General features: G+C 64.0%; 12 protein-coding genes. 10 read left to right on the forward strand and 2 right to left on the reverse strand.

All coding sequences use genetic code 11. The annotated features are described in order from the left end of the window. The first annotated feature begins 12 nt into the window (after nucleotides 1-12). On the forward strand, nucleotides 13-1365 hold the full coding sequence (locus VHR41_05720) for a hypothetical protein (GenBank protein ID HEX3233673.1): 1353 nt from the start codon (nucleotides 13-15) through the stop codon (nucleotides 1363-1365). A 69-nt stretch (nucleotides 1366-1434) separates the two neighbouring features. Next, on the forward strand, nucleotides 1435-2238 hold the full coding sequence (locus VHR41_05725) for a hypothetical protein (protein ID HEX3233674.1): 804 nt from the start codon (nucleotides 1435-1437) through the stop codon (nucleotides 2236-2238). Between the two features lie 75 nt (nucleotides 2239-2313). On the opposite strand, the gene VHR41_05730 is transcribed toward VHR41_05725, so the two are convergent. Next, a complete protein-coding gene (locus tag VHR41_05730) occupies nucleotides 2314-3174 on the reverse strand; it encodes a metallophosphoesterase (protein HEX3233675.1) in 861 nt (286 codons plus the stop codon). 489 nt (nucleotides 3175-3663) lie between these two features. Between VHR41_05730 and VHR41_05735 the strand changes: the two genes are divergently transcribed. The 7 genes from VHR41_05735 (at nucleotide 3664) to VHR41_05765 (ending at nucleotide 12944) form a co-directional block, all read left to right on the forward strand. Beyond that, the gene (locus tag VHR41_05735) at nucleotides 3664-5463 is read left to right on the forward strand and encodes a DUF3473 domain-containing protein (protein HEX3233676.1); all 1800 of its coding nucleotides are present in this window, start codon (nucleotides 3664-3666) and stop codon (nucleotides 5461-5463) included. Further along, complete coding sequence (locus VHR41_05740; protein HEX3233677.1) at nucleotides 5460-6815, forward strand: NAD(P)/FAD-dependent oxidoreductase; 1356 nt, start codon at nucleotides 5460-5462, stop codon at nucleotides 6813-6815. Before VHR41_05735 ends, VHR41_05740 begins: the two co-directional genes overlap by 4 nt. Continuing rightward, nucleotides 6809-7798 (forward strand): polysaccharide deacetylase family protein, encoded by a 990-nt coding sequence (locus VHR41_05745; protein ID HEX3233678.1) that lies wholly within the window; start codon nucleotides 6809-6811, stop codon nucleotides 7796-7798. Before VHR41_05740 ends, VHR41_05745 begins: the two co-directional genes overlap by 7 nt. Before the next feature lie 11 nt (nucleotides 7799-7809). Continuing rightward, nucleotides 7810-8820, forward strand: coding sequence for an NAD(P)-dependent oxidoreductase (locus tag VHR41_05750; protein ID HEX3233679.1), 1011 nt, complete (start codon nucleotides 7810-7812; stop codon nucleotides 8818-8820). 307 nt (nucleotides 8821-9127) lie between these two features. Beyond that, entirely contained in the window at nucleotides 9128-9661 is a 534-nt protein-coding gene (locus VHR41_05755; protein ID HEX3233680.1) for a methyltransferase domain-containing protein, read from the forward strand. A gap of 7 nt (nucleotides 9662-9668) precedes the next feature. Further along, complete coding sequence (locus tag VHR41_05760) at nucleotides 9669-11036, forward strand: FAD-dependent oxidoreductase (protein HEX3233681.1); 1368 nt, start codon at nucleotides 9669-9671, stop codon at nucleotides 11034-11036. Nucleotides 11037-11354: 318 nt separating this feature from the next. Next, entirely contained in the window at nucleotides 11355-12944 is a 1590-nt protein-coding gene (locus VHR41_05765; GenBank protein HEX3233682.1) for a sulfatase-like hydrolase/transferase, read from the forward strand. A 35-nt stretch (nucleotides 12945-12979) separates the two neighbouring features. Here VHR41_05765 and VHR41_05770 read toward each other — a convergent pair whose 3' ends face one another. Continuing rightward, nucleotides 12980-14527 (reverse strand): hypothetical protein, encoded by a 1548-nt coding sequence (locus VHR41_05770; GenBank protein ID HEX3233683.1) that lies wholly within the window; start codon nucleotides 14525-14527, stop codon nucleotides 12980-12982. A gap of 496 nt (nucleotides 14528-15023) precedes the next feature. Between VHR41_05770 and VHR41_05775 the strand changes: the two genes are divergently transcribed. Then, nucleotides 15024-16841: a right-handed parallel beta-helix repeat-containing protein gene (locus VHR41_05775; GenBank protein HEX3233684.1), complete on the forward strand. Its 1818-nt coding sequence runs from the start codon at nucleotides 15024-15026 to the stop codon at nucleotides 16839-16841. Nucleotides 16842-16969 lie beyond the last annotated feature (128 nt).

Here is a 16969-nt window from a genome sequence, read left to right on the forward strand (position 1 = left end):
AATGTGCAGGATGTGCTGATCCGCGCCCAGCCGGACTGGGTGAGGCGCTGGGTCGCGAAGGCATCATGGGCCGTGGCCGACCAGGCGTTTTTCGCGCTGTCGCAGTTCGCGATGAGCATCATGCTGGCACGGTGGCTCACGCCGCCGGAGTACGGCGCCTATGCAATGGTGTACGGCGTGTTCCTCTTCATTGCCAGTCTGCACACCTCCCTCCTGACCGAGCCAATGCTGGTTTTCGCCAAGACCCGCTTTTCCCATGATTTCCAGCACTATTTGAGCGCGCTGCGGCGGGCGCATCTGACGCTCACCGGTGTCGCGGGAGCATGCCTGCTCCTGGGAGCCGTCTTGGCGCGTGGTCAGACCGGCACGCCGGCAGCGCTCGGGCTGGCGGCGCTGGCGGCCGCGCAGCCGCTCATCCTGTTGGCATGGCTCTACCGCCGGGCATGCTACGTCCATGGTCACCCGGCCATGGCCGCGAGCGGAGGGTTGCTGCACCTCATCATCGTGGTCGCCGGAGTCATCCTGTTGGAAGCCTTGGGTGCGCTGTCCGTGCCCGGAGCGTTCTTGGTGTTCGGTGGTGCTGGCCTGGGCGCGTCTCTCTGGCTCGCCTGGCGCCTGAAGCGCGAGGACCTTACCGGGAACGAGCGTCGACCGCTGGTCCGGCGTGAAGTGCTCGTGGCGCACTGGAACTACGGGCGATGGTCCGTGATGACGGGGCTTATCAGCTGGGCATCGTACAATCTCTACTTTTTCTTGCTCCCGGCCTTCGTAGGCTTGTCAGCAACCGGTGCCTTCAAGGCTTTCCTCAACCTCGTGATGCCCGCTACACACGCCATTGCGGCCCTCTCGCTGCTGCTGTTGCCCATGCTCTCGAGAGAGACCGAGCGTGAGCCCTTCCAGCGGCAGATGGTCCGCGCGCTTGCCGTTTTCCTCGCCGGCTGCACATTATATGGCCTGATCGCTGGAATATTCTGGCACCCGATACTACGGCTCCTCTATGGGAGCGGCTACGTCTCCTACACCAGGTATCTGGGAACGCCGCAGCTCGTCTGGCTGATCGCGTTCCTTCCGGTTGGCGCGGCCTGTGTGTCGGTCTTGGGCAGTGCCCTCCGTGCAGTGGAACGCCCGGACCGAGTCTTCGGAGCGTATATCTTCTCCGGGATTGTGGGGACCCTTCTAGGGATTGCGACGGTCGCTCGTTTGGGTCTGGAAGGCGCGATCATCGGGACAGCCCTGTACACCTGCGCCACCTCATTGGCACTGTATTGGCATCTGCGCCGCGAGCTCGCGCAGTGGGGCCCGCAGTCGCGACGGGCTCCGGTAATGCCGATCGCCTCAGCGCAGAGTCCGACCGCGAGAGAATAGCTTCTGACGAACTGCGGCCCGGTCACCTCCTGGCCGGTGCCGCCGAAGCTCCCTCCTTCACACGATTTCATGAATCTCGAGCAAAACCTGCCGCAGCTTGATCCGGCACCATGGCTCCCGCTGCTCCGGCGACTGACCCAGATGTCTTCCTCGTGGTGCGTGTGGAAGAATGTGGATCGCGCGCTTGCCGGCTTCGGGGACATCGACTCAGCTTCCATCCCCGCAGATCGGGAGAGGCTGCTCCGTGAGTTTCGCGAGTGGGCCTCGAGCCACGACATGGGACCGATCTTTGTCTGCCATCACTTGCCCGGCTCCGTCCTGGGGATCGCGGTGCGAGCCCGGGCGGAGCTGATCGAGCTGCAGCTGTGCGAGCAAGCGTTTTTTCGCGGCGCGGTGCTCTTCGCGGCCCATGACCTCGCACCACTGATGGAGATGGATGAAAGAGGGTTTCGGCGGCTGCGTCCGGGCTCCGAGGGTCTCCTGCTGCTGTTCTACAACTCGATGAAGCGGGGCGGTCGCCCATTGGTGGAAGGAGACAAGGCTGCACGCCCCCTCGACTTGATGAAGCGTGACCCGAAAGGCGTGGAGCTGGCAGCTCGGCTCTTCGGCTCGGTTCGGGCCCAGGCCCTGAGGGTCGCCAGCTGTGCCATGGAGGGCCGATGGGATCGGGGATCGGCCCTCCGGGTGGAGCTGTGGGCCATGGGACGGGGTCCGTTGAATCCAGTTCTGTTGGCCGCTCGACTGAAGCTCCGAGCCATGAATCTCGGGGTCTGTCCCCTGCTCCCGGTACTCAGTCGCGGCCGAAGGCTGCAGGGGAATGTCGACGAGTATCTTCGCAGCGTTGCGCGCACTCACGAGCCCATCGGCCCCTGAGCTCGGCTGCTGAAGCAGGAGGAGACCTCGCCCCTCTTGGTCCGTCAAATGCCAGCCTCAGGCCTGAGCTGGGCTCTATGATTCTGCGGCTGGCAGCCGGGTCAGCGTGCACACGAGCACCTCCGGATCCGCGAACCAGCGGAGCGGCAGCACAACACAACCCAGGCCGACGCTGACGATGAGTGTGCGATCCGAGCCGAGGTCGAAGCGACCGCGCGCGTACCGGCGGGACAAGGGGCCATGGGGAACCACGATTGGGATGCCGCTTGGCAGCGCGAGTTGACCGCCATGCGTGTGTCCGCACAGGGCGAGATCGAAGCGCTCGTCACCCAGGTCGAGCAGACCCGACGGCGAGTGCATCAGGATGACGCGAATACCCTCCGCGCCGGCGACTGCGGCAGCGGAGTCGGGACTTCCGCACCAATGATCGTCGATCCCACAGATCCATACTTGACTGAACGGTGGCCGCAGCTGCACGCTCCGATTGGTCAGCACGGTGATGCCGGCTGCCTCGAGCTGGCGAACAATGTAGCTGGCGTCAGCCCACCAATCGTGATTGCCCAGGACCGCAAAGCGGCCGAAGGGCGCGGGAACAGCTCCGAGGGCAGGCGCCAGCCAGTCGATTTCGGAGCGGACGTGGGTGACGAAGTCTCCTCCAAGGAGCAGAACGTCTGGAGCGAGGCGGGCCAACTCTCCGCACGCGGTGCGGAGAACGCTCGAGTCGGTCGTGGGGCCGGCATGAAAGTCTGAGGCATAGGCCAGCCGAAGCGGTGGCATCGGCGTAGACCCGCCATGGACCGACACCGCGTGAGAAATCGTCCGGACGGGCGGGTGGATCCCGAGTGCGCGAACCAGGCGAACCGGCCAGCCTCCGCCGTACAACATGGCCTCGAGGCGGCTCACCCCGTAGGCAATCCCGGACCGTTCTCGTCTCATTCTCTCGGCAGTCTGAACGCAGGCGGGAGCAACAGGCACCCCTGAGGAGGTTTTGGGCGCAGCCACGCGGCCCTCTCGAAGGTACACGGCCACCTAGAGTCCCGAAACCTCCGCCCGGCACCTCGAATTGCCTCGGAACGGATTTTGCGCGACCGTCACATTCAATCCTCGCATCGGGCAAGAAGTGCCAGAGACGTGAAGCTGCTCCGCGTCTCGGCGGGCCCAATTATTCGGTCTTGCATAGTCACGGAATCGATCCAGATTTGATCAGTCGACTCACGTCGTTCTTTCCTACGCTTGCTCGCCCGACCTGCTTCTACGGGATGTTCAGTCAAGGGGTCCCAGGCAGCGCCGCCGGTCTCGATCCTACCGGGTTGTGCGGATCGCCCAGAAAAAACGATTCGGCAAATTGCCTATAAGACATTATGTGTTATGGAGTTAGCGCGTGACCAGAGCTCCAAAATCTTTTCGTCGGTGAGTTCGGCACCCATGCCGTTTGCCACCCAAGTCGGACCAGGTGGCGGCTCGGACGAGGTCCGGAGCCGCCACGGCACTGAGCCGGCGACGGGCACTCACGTCCTGACCGTAGCCCTCGAAGACTATTTTCACGTCACCCCGCTGGAAGCCGTCGTCACCCAAGAGCGCTGGTACCGGTTCGAGATGCGCCTGGAAGCCAGCACCCGGCGCACCCTCGATCTACTGGAGGAATGTGGGGCTCGCGCCACATTTTTTGTGCTGGGTTGGGTCGCCGATGCCGCACCCGAGCTTGTACGTGAAGTGGTGAATCGGGGTCACGAGGTTGCCAGCAAGGGGTACTATCATCGGGACATACGGGGGCTCGGACGGGAAGCCTTCCGGGAAGACGTCCTGCGGGCCCGGGAGGCCATCGAGCGAGCGAGCGGTCGCCGGGTCCTCGGATATCGACTGCCGCAGCAGTGGCTGCGTCCTGCCGATCTCTGGATGCTGGAGGTCCTTGCGGAGACCGGTCATTTGTACGACTCCAGCGTCCGCCTGGTGTTCCGCACCTACGCCGCGGAGCCGTGGCGGCAGTTCCCCCACCGCCCAATGGTCAGGGGCCGGCCCTTTCTCGAAGTACCCCTCTCATCGATTCGCGTCTGTGGGCTGCACCTTCCCATTGCGGGGGGAAACTACTTCCGGCAGTTTCCCGATCGGCTGATGCGTCGTGCCGTCCGCTATTGGGACCGGCACTATTCCTCGCCGTACGTCATGTACTTCCATACCTGGGAGATGGATCCTGACCAGCCCCGGATCAAGGGCGTGTCGCTCCCGCAGCAGATCCGCCAGTACCGCAATCTGGCCAAGATGCAGGCCACAGTTCGCCACTATCTGGAGAGCTATCGATTCACCAGCATCGCCGACTTTTTCGGGCTGGCTGATGCCAGCGGCCCGGACGCCGGGTTGAGCCGGACACGGGAGCCAGCCGGTACACCAACCAGCACTCTCCATCCGGAACAGACGTCCACGGCCGCTCCGCTGACGGCCGTCAGCATCGTGGTGCCCTGTTATAACGAAGAGCAGTCGCTTCGCTACCTCGCCAACACACTCGGGAGCGTCCGGCGCCGTCTGGACGAGAGATACCAGACCACCTTCATCTTTGTGGATGACGGGAGCACCGACGCTACCTGGCAGACACTCCACACGGTCTTTGGCGCATGGCCGAATTGCGAGTTCGCCCGACATCCCGGCAACCGCGGCGTGGCCCAGGCGATTCTCACGGGTATTGCGCGGGCGCCATCCGAGGTGGTCTGCTCCATAGACTGCGACTGTACCTATGACCCGCATGAACTGGAGCACATGATTCCGCTCCTTGGACCCGGGATCGACGTCGTCACCGCCTCGCCCTACCATCCGGCCGGTCGGGTGAAGAACGTGCCCCAGGGGCGTCTATTCCTTTCAAAGTCCCTCTCACGTCTCTACCGGGTGCTGCTGCGTCAGCGCATTCACACGTATACCAGCTGCTTCCGGGTGTACCGGCGCAGTGCAGCCCTGCACCTCCCACTTCATCGAGGGGGATTTCTGGGCATCGCTGAGCTGCTGGGCCGGCTGGATCTGAGCGGTTCGACCATCGCTGAGTATCCGACAACTCTGGAGTCGCGAATCCTTGGCCGGTCGAAGATGAAGGTCGCGAGGACCATCGTCGGCCATCTCGGGCTCTTGCTGGAGCTCGCGGTCGTGCGACTTCGGACCCAGCGTGGCCAGCACTCGTCTGCAGACGCAGCGGCTTCCGACACATCGGCGTCCGACGCTCATGCCGGTGCACAGCCGTGAACGGCTGCAAGGTCGCAATCGTCGGTGGAGGCATTCTGGGATTGGAGCTCGCCGCCCGGCTGAGCGCCGACGGATGCGCCGTCACCGTGTTCGAGGGCGCCTCGCAATCAGGTGGTCTCGCCGCGCCGGCTCCGATTGGGACCTACACCTGGGATCGGTTCTATCATGTCATTCTGGGCTCGGATTCGTACCTGCAGGCCTTCCTGAATGACCTCGGGCTCTCGCACCAGCTTCGGTGGGGCACGACACGCACCGGTTTTTATGTGGACGGACGCCTGTACTCGATGTCGTCTACCCTCGAGTTCCTCCGCTTTCCTCCGCTATCTCTGGTGGACAAGGCTCGGCTTGCCGCGACCATCTGGCATGCGTCCGGGATCAAGAACTGGAAACCGCTCGAATCCCTGCTGGCCACGGAATGGCTGCGGACGTGGTCCGGGCAACGGACGGTCGATCGCATCTGGCTGCCGCTCCTGCGAGCAAAGCTGGGGGACAATTATCGCCGGGCAAGCGCCGCCTTCATCGGGGCGATCATCACGCGAATGTACGCGGCCAGGCGGTCAGGCATGAAGCGCGAAGTGTTCGGCTACGTCGAGGGCGGGTACGCAACCGTCTTGCGCGCCTGCGAGGACCGGCTTCGGCGACTGGGCGTAGAGCTACGGGCCGGCCGTGCGGTGACGGGAATACGCAGCCGTCCTGATGGCGTAACCCTCGATTTCGCCGGCGGCCCGTCCGAAGAGGTCGACCGGGTAGTCTTGACCATTCCGTGCAGCCGCATCGCCGATCTTTGCCCGCAGCTCACCGCGGCGGAGCAGACCCGACTGCGCCGGGTGACCTATCAAGGCATCATCTGCGCGTCATTCCTGTGCCGGCAGCCACTGGCAGGCTACTACGTCACCAACATCACTGACTCCTGGGTGCCATTCACCGCGGTCATCGAAACAACATCCCTGGTCGACCGGGCCACCTTCGGAGGCAACAACCTGGTCTATCTCCCGCGGTATGTGACCCAGGATGACCCGTTCTGGAACAAGAGCGACGCCGAGATCCAGCGGGAGTTCCTCGCTGCGCTCCAGCGCATGTATCCCCGGTTCAGCTCGACGGATGTGATCGCTTTTCAAATCGCGCGCGTGCGGGAGATGTTGGCGGTGTCCACACTCGGCTACTCGGATGAGGTGTTGCCACCGGTGCGCACTTCGCTCGACAATGTGTTCATCGTCAATTCGGCTCAGATCGCCCACGGGACGTTGAACGTGAACGAGACGCTGGCGCTCGCGGTGACGAAGAGTGCGGAGTTGAGTCCCTATCTGCGCCCGGCTTTGCCACGGGTGTCAGCGGCCGGGGTCGCATGCTGAAATCACTGGCGAGCGTCTCGTTCGATCTGGACAACCTCTGGTCCTACCAGCAGACCCATGGGGATGCCGAGTGGCGCCAGTACCGGTCATACCTGCCCAGCCTGATGCCACCGCTTTTGGAGTGTCTCGACCGGGTTGGCTGCAAGATCACTTTCTTCGTGGTGGGCGCCGATGCAGCACGGGAGAACAATCTCCGAGAGCTGCAGATGATTCCCGCACATGGGCACGAGGTAGGCAACCATAGCTTCAACCACGAATGCTGGCTGCACCTCTACACCAAGACCCAGCTCCAGGAGGAGCTCGAGCGGGCCGAGGCCGCCATCATCGCGGCCACCGGCCAGCGGCCCACGGGGTTTCGGGGGCCAGGATACAGCTGGAGCCCGACGCTGCTTGAGGTGCTGGCGGAGCGCGGGTACAGCTACGACGCGTCCACCCTTCCGACCTACCTCGGTCCGCTCGCTCGACTCTATTTCCTCCGATCGACGCGCATGCCAAGGGAGGAGCGGGAGCGCCGACATGCGCTGTTCGGATCTTTCCGGAACGGCTTCCGCCCCTTGCGGCCCTATGAGTGGCGGCTGGCCAGCGGGCGCCGCCTCCTGGAAATTCCGGTGACGACCATGCCCGTCCTGAAACTGCCGTTTCATATGAGTTACTTGCTGTTCCTGGCCGGCATGTCGGAGCGACTCATGTATGGCTATCTGGATACCGCGCTGGCGCTCTGCAGAGTTGCCAGGCTCGAGCCCAGCTTTCTCCTGCATCCGCTCGATGTCCTGGGACGAGATCAGGTGCCCGAGCTGACATTCTTCCCCGGCATGGACGTTCCGAGTGCGCGGAAGCAACAGTTGCTGGCGCGAGTCCTGGAAGTGCTCGCCGGCCACTACCAGTTGGTACCCATGGGCGTTCACGCCCGGGCGTTGACCGAGGGCAGCCGCCTCCGGTCGCTGAAGCCCCATCTTACGGCTCGGAGGGAGACGGTGCTATGACACGGGCTGGTATGCGGCGGGCGCTGGTCGTCGGAGCAGAGGGGAACGTCGGAGCGCCGCTTGCCCGGCATTTGGCCTCCGAGGGCTACGAGGTCATGGAGGCGGACATCCGCCCCGCCTTGCGGCCAAACTATCTGATGGCCGACATGGGTCACCCGTTAGACCTGCTTCCGGCATTCGACTGGGGTCCCGACGTGGTGTTTCTGCTGGCGGCCACGGTGGGTCGCATGACGTGTGAACAGGCGGGCTCGCTCGCCATTACCACCAACCTGGCAGGCGTCAACAACGTGCTGCAGCTCTGCAAGCGCGCGGGCAGCATGTGCGTGTTCTTTTCCACCTCGGAAGTCTATGGGCCGGGCTGCGACTGGCTGGATGATTGCGCGACCTCCCCGCGACCCAACAACCGGTACGGCCTGTCGAAGTGGCTGGGGGAGCAACTGGTGGAATACGAGGTGCGTACCGCCGGCCTACGCGCGGTGACCCTGCGACCGTGCATGCTCTACGACGAAGCGGAGGACATCGGTGATCATCGGTCGGCGATGATCCGATTCGCGTCGAATCTTGCGCGCGGACGTCCCATCGAGGTGCATCGGGGGAGCGCGCGGGGCTGGCTGCACATCATGGACGCCGTGCGGGCGATCGAAGCGGCCGCGCGGGTCGAGCGCTATGCCACGATCAACCTCGGGCACCCCGATGTCGTGCCTATTTGTGAGCTGGCCGAGATGATCCGCCAGGAGCTTGGGGCCGACCCGAGTCTGGTGCGCACGGTCGATTTGCCAGGACAGATGACCCTCGTCAAGCGACCGAAATTGGAGCGGCAGCGCATGCTGCTGAAGTTCGAGCCGGCGGTTGGCCTGGCTGAAGGTGTCCGCCGAGTCTGCGCTCATCAGCGGCGGCTGGTCGCCCAGGAGCGGATGCTGCCGCAGGCCGGAGCTCCTCTGTCACCCGCCCAAGACGATCTGGCCGAGGGGAGGGTGCCGCTGCTCGAACTGCGAGAGCTGATCGCGCCTGAGCCGACCTGAGGAGCTGGGGCGTTCAGTGTCTGTGACCGTTCGGACGAGTCCATGGCCCGCTGCTGCCACTGATAACGGCGGCGGGCCACAGGCATGCTCACTCGTTCCAGCCGAGTGCTGCATCTGCGGCGATCATGATGCCGAACCGGTCGCGGTCGGTAGAGACTTTGCCCGCCCCAGCGAGCCAGAGAGCTTTCTGGCCAGGCGGTGTACCGGGTGCGGACTGATATATCTCGATCCTACCATCTCGGTAGCCAATGACCTCAGAATCGGGACTCAGGCTCCGAACCCGGCATCGGCCACTGCACGCCGATGGTTGAAGCGCTATCCTCCCGATGCCCGGGTCCTCCTGATCGACGGCTCGGCCCCTGACTCAAGACGCAAGCCCGCACAGTACGATGTCATCCTTCTGGGTGGCCAGCTCGAGCGCGCCGTGTCGCCGCCCGACCTCCTCCTGGAGGCACGCGGGATGCTCGCACCCGAGGGCCGAATTGTTGTGGTTACCCACAACACCGACTCCCTGCAATTCGCTCTGTTTGGCGGCAGACACTGGAGTGGCTACGAGTTTTCACGGCACCGCAACCTCTTCGGCATCGCCTCGCTTCAGGCACTCGCGCGTAAGACCGGACTCGAGATCGTTTCCGTGACCACCGCGAGCAACCCCGAAGGGTGGCGCCGCTCGTTGCGCAACCTCGGGACGGATTGGGCGTTCCCCGGCTATCTCGTGCGTGCGCTCGCGGTGACGGCTCTCGCGGGGCGGGCAGTGGAGGCTTTCGCTCGCCTCCGCAAGCGAGGCGGATTCCTGGTGGCCGAGCTGAGGCACGCCCCCGGGCGCCGGTCGGAGACCTGAGGTGAGAATGAGCGAGCGTCGACCTCCCGTCGCAATACTCGGCGCTGGCCTGGCCGGCTTGCTGGCTGCCCGGGAGCTGCGCCGACGTGGAGTGGCGGTCGAGGTCTACGAAGCGGGCAAGCGCATCGCGGGGCTGGCGCAGAGCTTTCGGGACGAGGAGGGGTTCACCTACGACTTCGGAGCCCATTTCATCACCAACCGGCTCGCTGCCGCCTTGGGGATCGGCGCGCAGTGCCGCGACGTCCGCAAGTACGGAGAGGCTGTTCGGCTCGGCGCAAAGACCTACAGCTATCCCTTCGGACTGATCCGGTCGCCCCGGTTCGTCGCCAGCGCCATCTCGGGCCGTTTGACGGGATCGGGTCGGGGAGAGCCGCCGAGCTCGGCGGCCGAGTGGTTTCGCGCTGCCTATGGGGAGCGCCTCGCGGCGGAGGTCGCGATTCCGCTGGTGGAGGCCTGGTCCGGAGCACCGGCGTCCGAGTTGGCCCCCTCGGTTATTCCACCGCAAGTGGATCGGGGTACGGGGCATGTCCTGGGGCTGAAGCTTGCGAGTCGCCTGAGCCACCGCGCGGTTGCTAACGGCTACTGCCGAACCCAACCTGAAAGCCCCTCCGTCTGGCACGTGTACCCGGGAGGGGGGCTCGGTTTTCTGTGCGACCGGCTCGCCGCGGACCTCGAGGGAGTCGTACACCTGGAGTCGCCGGTGGAGGCGATTCTGGTCGAAGGCCAAAGGGCCGTGGGCATCAGAGTGCAGGGACGCGACGTGGAGGCGTCCGCCGTGGTGAGCACGGCACCGGTTCATCTTCTCGCCAAACTGGTCCGGGGCACGGATGCGCTCCAGCACTTGGCCCGTTTCCGCTATCGGCCCTTGATACTGGTCAACCTGCGCTTCAGCGGCGCCGGCCTCCTCTCCGATGTCGTGACCTGGATCCCGGAACGTCGTTTTCCCTTCTTTCGCCTGACCGAAGCCCCCCGCGCGATGCCGTGGCTCGCGCCTGCTGGAAAGACGGTTCTCACGGTGGACATCGGCTGCGAGGTCGGTGACCCGACGTGGCGCCTGGCGGACGAGGCAGTGGGGGCCATGTGCCTGGACCATCTGGCGGAGCTCATTCCGGGGGCCAGACAGCGATATCTCGGGTGCCGCGTCATGCGCACGCCCATCGCCCACCCGGTCTTTCTCCGTGAGTACGAGGCGGAGCGCCTTGCGCTGGAGCATGCCACGCCGGTCGCCGGTCTCTACAGCATCGGCCGCAATGGCGAGTTTGCGCACATCCTGATGGAAGACGTGTATTGGCGCACCCTGGCGCGCGTGCGTGAGGTGCTGGCCTTTCTGAGCACTCCCGCCCCGCTCGCCCTGTCGGGCAGCGTCGTGGCGTGACCTCATTTACTCGAATCCGACGGGCGCCGGCCGCCGGCGCCGTGACCGAGCCGACACGCGTCTCGTAATGTCAACGCCAAACCTTCGCGAGCACCAGCGAGCTCACGAGCCGGGTGTCCGGGTACGATTCATCAGATGAGGTGAGACATGTACATCGATCCGTCGGCTGGATCCATGATCCTTCAGGTAGTTTTCGCGGGTGCGCTGGCAGCCGCGGCCGCCTTCGGCCGGGTTCGTAAGGCTGTGGCCGACTTTCTCTTTCGCTCCCTGCGACGGCTGCGAGGCAGCTAGCCGGGCACGCGGCCTTCGGTCGCGTCCATGAGAGTCCGGGCCACACACCTTTACCCGCTTCTTCTCGCCTCCTTCCCCGCGCTGCACCTCGCCGCCGGTAACCCGGGTGAGTACACGCGGCGGGACCTCGCGACCGTGCTGCTTGCCATCGGCTTCGGGGTCCTCCTTCTGTCCGGTCTGTGCTACGGTCTGGCCCGGCTCGCACTTCGCCGGAGCCATCCTGGATTGACGCCGATGCTGGTAGCCGTAGTGGTCGGCTGGTGCTTCTTCTATCTGCCGGTCGACAGCAGGCTGTACCGTATGAGCGGCGGAGTACTTCCGCACTGGTTGTTGGCTGGGCTGGGGCTTGCGGTAACAGCCGGCATCCTGGCCTGGCTGTTGGGGCGTCAGGAGCGTCTCGATGCCTCGGGCCGTTTTCTCTCCGTGCTCGCCACCCTGCTCGTCGTGTTCTCGCTGATGACCATCGTCGTTGCGCAGGTGCGCTCTTCCCACCGCATCGCGCGGAGCGCGCTCGCGGAGGAACTGGCCCGGCCGCTTGGCGCGAACCCCGCGACGGCCGGCGAGCTCCGTCCGCGACCGGACATCTATCTGGTCCTGCTGGACATGTACGCGAGCTCCGCTGTCCTGCGAGAGCGATACGGGTTCGACAACCGGCGCTTTGACGACAGCCTTCGGGCACTGGGCTTCACCGTCCCGCCGGATGTTCACAGCAACTACAATCAAACCCGCCATTCGCTCCCCTCACTCCTCAACTTTGCCCATATGAGCCAGGTGGGTGAGGAGCTCGGAAGCAAGTCGACCGATGCGTCGCTCTCCTACTACTTACTGCGGAACAATCGGGTTGCCCGGTTCCTGCAGTCTCTGGGGTACCGGTTTCTGTTCTTCCCGTCGAGCTGGTGGCCAGGCACCCACGACAACCCTCATGCCGATGTGCGCTTCGATGCGTGGGCGGGATCGGGACTGCGCGGAGCCCTCCTCCAAAGCGATCTGCGACGCCACCTACGGTCCCTCACGCCGCTTGGGCTGCTCGACCTCGGTGCCACTGATTTCCAGCACCCGAGGAGGACCTTCGAGGGCCTCAAGAAAGTGGCCCACATCCCGGGGCCGACCTTTGCCTTCGCGCACGTTCTCCTGCCACATCCACCGTTCATCGTCGACCAGGACTGCCGCCCGACGGTCAGAACGCTGCCGCTCGACAGCGCGGAGGCCGCGCGGGCCTACACCCGCCAGTACCTCGACCAGCTCATCTGCACCAATCGCATCGTCCTCGACCTGGTCACGACTTTGCTGAGGACCTCGCCTTCCCCGCCCGTGATCATCCTTCAGGGCGATCACGGTGCGACCTCGCTGGAGCCCCTCGCGCTGGTGCCCCGGAAGCCCCGCTCGGGTGTCGAGGCCCGGGCTGAGTTCGGCGCGTTTGGGGCGTACTACTTGCCGGCGGGAGGGACTCGCGCGCTGGCTGGCTCGATCACACTGGTCAACCTGTTCCGGGACATTCTCAATTACTACTTCGGCCTGGACATCCCACGTCAGCCAGACAGCCTGTATTATTTGATAGGCGTGCAGTATCCAAACCGGTTCTTGCGCGTCACTCCGGGGGAGCTCGAGGCTCCTTAGCGCCCGGATGGCACCCCGGTGGTGCGAACCTGACCTCACCGGAATCCGGGGTTCGGTGCTGTGGGCACGCGATAGACCGTGATCTCGCCCACTCGGAACACCTCCGGTGCGCACTTCAGAATTAACGCCTTCGCCGCTGCATCCTCGCCCGCTTCAAGCACATAATCGTAGTCCTGCCGAATTCGCGCGCAGTTGAGCGGCTCCCAGGACCGCACGCCCCAGGAGCCGTCTGGCAGGTATGCGCGTCGAAGCACGCGGAAGTGACTGAAGTGGGGATAGGCGGGTTGGCTCGGTCGAGCGCCGGAGGCAGAGAACAGGCCCGGGACTCGACCCTGCTTCCGAATGATATGCCAGAGCGTGTAGTGGAGATAAGGCTGCACCCGCCCGTGCCTATCCTGATCGGAGATGAGCGGGAGTACACGTGTTCTCGCCGGCAGCTGTCCCAGTGCGTGATCCAGGTCGGTGAGCTCAGCATCGATACCCACGGCGTTCCATCGGACGATGCCGGCGTGAATCAGACACAAACCGAATAGAGCGTAGAGCACCGTCCTGGATGGGCGTGTCCGACCGGGCATGCAGAACGGGAGGAGATACGCGGCGGGTAGCCAGCGCGTATCTACGTCTCCCGCTGCGCTGGCAACGCCGGGAGAGATAGTGTAAAGCAGGAGGAACATGAGCCCGGAAAGAAGGAATGCGTTCGCCCAGGCCTCTCGGCGATTCTGGAGCGCGAAGGCAATCAGAGCGAAGAGATACGCTCCAGCCATCGCAGTGAGTTGCAGCAGCGACAACGAGTAGAACGGCGCAACCAAGTGGGTCAGTTTCGGCAGGGCACCCCGGAACTCGGCCGGTGGCACGGCAGTGCGCACGCTCGCGGTAGCGACCTCGATCATGGCCCAGGCCAAGGCGACCCCGGCCGTGATGAGCACCGTGTTCAGGACCCGCGAGGGCTGCGAACGGCGCGCCTCCTGGTCGCCCCGCCAGCTGTTCCAGAACCCGAGCATCGTGTCGACCCACACAACTACCAGGACAATCAGTGGGGCCGAAAGATGGATGAACAGCAGAGCGATACATCCGGCAGTCAAGCCAAGCTGCCACGACCACGAGCGACTGGCTCTCCGAGGCCACCAAAGGGCCAGCCACGCAAGCGCCAGTCCCAAGCCAATGCTGTAGTTCAGAAAGCCGGACAGATAGTACCACGAGAGGCTGAGCAGAGTTCCGACGAGAGCCCAGCCTCGCTGCGAAGGAGCGGTGACACGAAGCAGGCAATACATCCCCGCAGGGAGCAGCAGCAGCGGCAAGACACCCATGACCCGAAGTGTGGCCGTCACGCCCAGGAGGTGGACCAGCGCGACGCCGAGAAGATCGGTCCCGATGTAGCTCGTCGGCACCAGCCGGACCTGCAGCCAGTCGACGGCTCGTCCGGACAGGACCTGATCCATCAGAAAGTATCGGGTCAGGTGATTGACGACGTCCTGGTAAGGAAAATGCGCGGAAGTAAGGGCGACCAACACATTTACGGCAGTGGCGGCGGCGAGGGTCAGTTCCTCAACGGGCACCCGCCTCCCGCGCACCGGACCCTTCATCTAACGGCGACGAGAAAATAGGAACCTGGCAGCGGCAGATAGTCTTGTCTCCTGGGCAAGCCTGGGGTTAAACACGGGTGCATGATCTCAGTTCCCATGCGGGGCGAGGCCAGCGTTCTCGTCTGGTTGGGCTCCCCGAAGCTAGCGCACGAGGCCGGACGAGTCACTGGCGACACCTCGGAGGTGGATCTGGGCAACTCCACCCCGCCAGCAAACCTCCGTTCAAGTGGCCCAGAGACGGCTTCAAAAGGTGCAATTCCGGATACTTACTGAGCAGAATGTTGACAGAAAATTGTTACATTTGATGGATGACGATTCCGTAACTTCTTGCTGCCAATAGTATAGCGTGGAAGTGTAAATAAGTGAAGCAACAAACTGTATAAAAAGAGGACTCTTTACTGCGCGGGCATTACTTCGATATTACGGGAGAACCCAAGGGCGGTGCCTGGGACGTGAACGGTTGGGCTCCCACACAAGGAATCGTATGGAGAGGTAGATGAACTACACATTCAAGCTGTCGCGACGCCTGTCAATGCTCCGTATTGCCGGCATGTTCCCCGCGTTGCTTTTAGCTTGGGCCTGCACTGACACCGATCCGACCGGGACGGGCGATTCCAGCCCGGGGGTACCAGTCGCCGTCGAGTCGACTTTCAAAGTCGGCGGGCAAGGTCGAGGCCACGGCAAACCCATCTCGACACCGACGGTCATCCTCACTGTGTCGCCAGATACAGCGACACTCCTGCCGGGAGCGCAGCGCACGTTTGTCGCCGCCCTCCGGCTGAGCGACGGCACCCCAACCAACGACAGCATTCGGTGGACCGCCTCGGGCGGTACCATCGACGCCGGCGGTCTATTTACCGCCGGCAAGACCAGCGGCAAGTATCGGGTCTCCGCCGTCGCCGCCACCAGCGGCGCGGGAGATAGTGCCGCGGTTGATATCGTTCCACCGACGCCGGTGCTGCAGCGCGTCCTGATAAGCCCGGCAAGCGTCTCCCTGCAATCCGAGGCCACACAGCAGTTCCTGGCGAGCGGAGTAGCGACGGACGGATCTACCGTCCCGGTGGCGGTCTCCTGGGCAGCGACGGGTGGCACCATCAGCAGCTCGGGTCTCTACACCGCGGGATCGGCCTCCGGCAATTTCCGCGTGGTGGGGCGGGATAGCGCCTCCGGGCTAGCCGACACGTCCCTCGTAAGCGTCACCGCGCCCGCGCCGCCACCCCCGCCCAGCGGGTTCGACACTACGGGCTGGGTCGTGCTCCACCCTGGTGATGATCTGCGGGCCGAGGTCTCTGCCAAGCCTGCCGGGACCCGCTTCTACTTCCGCGCAGGTACCTATCGCCAGCAAGGCACCTCGGTCAAGGACAACATGGTATTCCGCGGCGAGCCGGGCGCGATCCTGGACGGCGAAAACGTCGCACCCTACGCATTCGAGACCCTGACTTCCATACCCAAAGCGGTCCGCATCACTGGGCTGGTCATCGAGCACTACAATCCGCCGCACCAGCAGAGCGCGATCCAGGGCGATAATGGGCAGGGCTGGACCGTGGATTCCAATGAGATCGCCTATAATGGTCAGCATGGCGTCCGATTGGGCGTGAATTGGATGCTCCGGGGGAACCACGTCCACCACAACGGGACGGTCGGAATAACCTGCTACAAGTGCGCTGGCGCGCAGGTGATCGGAAACGAAGTGGATCACAACCCGGCGACCACGATCACTGAGACCGGCGCTCTTGCCGAGGCGGCAAACATCAAGCTCCTGATCGTCACCAATGGCCTGGTCGTGCGGCGAAACTACGTTCACGACGGTCTCAATAAAGGCATCTGGCTGGACACCGACAACCAGAATTATGTCGTGGACTCCAACACGGTCAGCAATCACGGACAGGCCGGCATCTGGATCGAGGCCAGCCTCGCTGGGGTGGTTCGCGGCAACACGGTCACTACGTGCGGCACTCGAGGGAATAGTTGGCTCGATGGCGCCGGTATCCAGGTGACCAACTCCGGTGGCGTTGAGATCGCGAGGAACACAGTGAGTGGCTGTGCGAACGGGATCACCGGGATGTACGTCTATGCCACCAGCGGGAATTACGCCAAGGCACTCCAGAACCTTTGGGTGCATGACAACAATGTGACCATGACCAAGGGCGTGACCGGGGTCGGCACTTCGGGCACAACGTCGACGGCGGTCTGGGACAGTCAGAACAATCGATTCGTCAACAATACCTATCAGCTGACGCCCACGGCTCCCTTCCGTTGGCGGCTTAACGCGACGCTCACGCAAGCACAGTGGCAGGCGGCCGGACAGGACTGAGGGCATGCGCGTCCCAGACCTGACTGACGCAGTAGATCTAGCCACGCGCGAACCCGGTATTCCAGGTGGATACCGGGTTCGAGTGTATAGAATCTGACAGGCTCCCCCGCTTGACACGACTTGCACGC

The sequence above is a fragment of the Gemmatimonadales bacterium genome, assembly GCA_036265815.1.
Classification (GTDB): domain Bacteria; phylum Gemmatimonadota; class Gemmatimonadetes; order Gemmatimonadales; family GWC2-71-9; genus CAVVWJ01.

Bases quoted from the DNA above. Each gene is read 5' to 3' on its own strand.
- VHR41_05725 (HEX3233674.1), top strand. From the start codon at position 1,435: ATGAATCTCGAGCAAAACCTGCCGCAGCTTGATCCGGCACCATGGCTC.
- VHR41_05730 (HEX3233675.1), bottom strand. From the start codon at position 3,174: ATGAGACGAGAACGGTCCGGGATTGCCTACGGGGTGAGCCGCCTCGAG.
- VHR41_05735 (HEX3233676.1), top strand. From the start codon at position 3,664: ATGCCGTTTGCCACCCAAGTCGGACCAGGTGGCGGCTCGGACGAGGTC.
- VHR41_05745 (HEX3233678.1), top strand. From the start codon at position 6,809: ATGCTGAAATCACTGGCGAGCGTCTCGTTCGATCTGGACAACCTCTGG.
- VHR41_05750 (HEX3233679.1), top strand. From the start codon at position 7,810: ATGCGGCGGGCGCTGGTCGTCGGAGCAGAGGGGAACGTCGGAGCGCCG.
- VHR41_05760 (HEX3233681.1), top strand. From the start codon at position 9,669: ATGAGCGAGCGTCGACCTCCCGTCGCAATACTCGGCGCTGGCCTGGCC.
- VHR41_05765 (HEX3233682.1), top strand. From the start codon at position 11,355: ATGAGAGTCCGGGCCACACACCTTTACCCGCTTCTTCTCGCCTCCTTC.
- VHR41_05770 (HEX3233683.1), bottom strand. From the start codon at position 14,527: ATGAAGGGTCCGGTGCGCGGGAGGCGGGTGCCCGTTGAGGAACTGACC.
- VHR41_05775 (HEX3233684.1), top strand. From the start codon at position 15,024: ATGAACTACACATTCAAGCTGTCGCGACGCCTGTCAATGCTCCGTATT.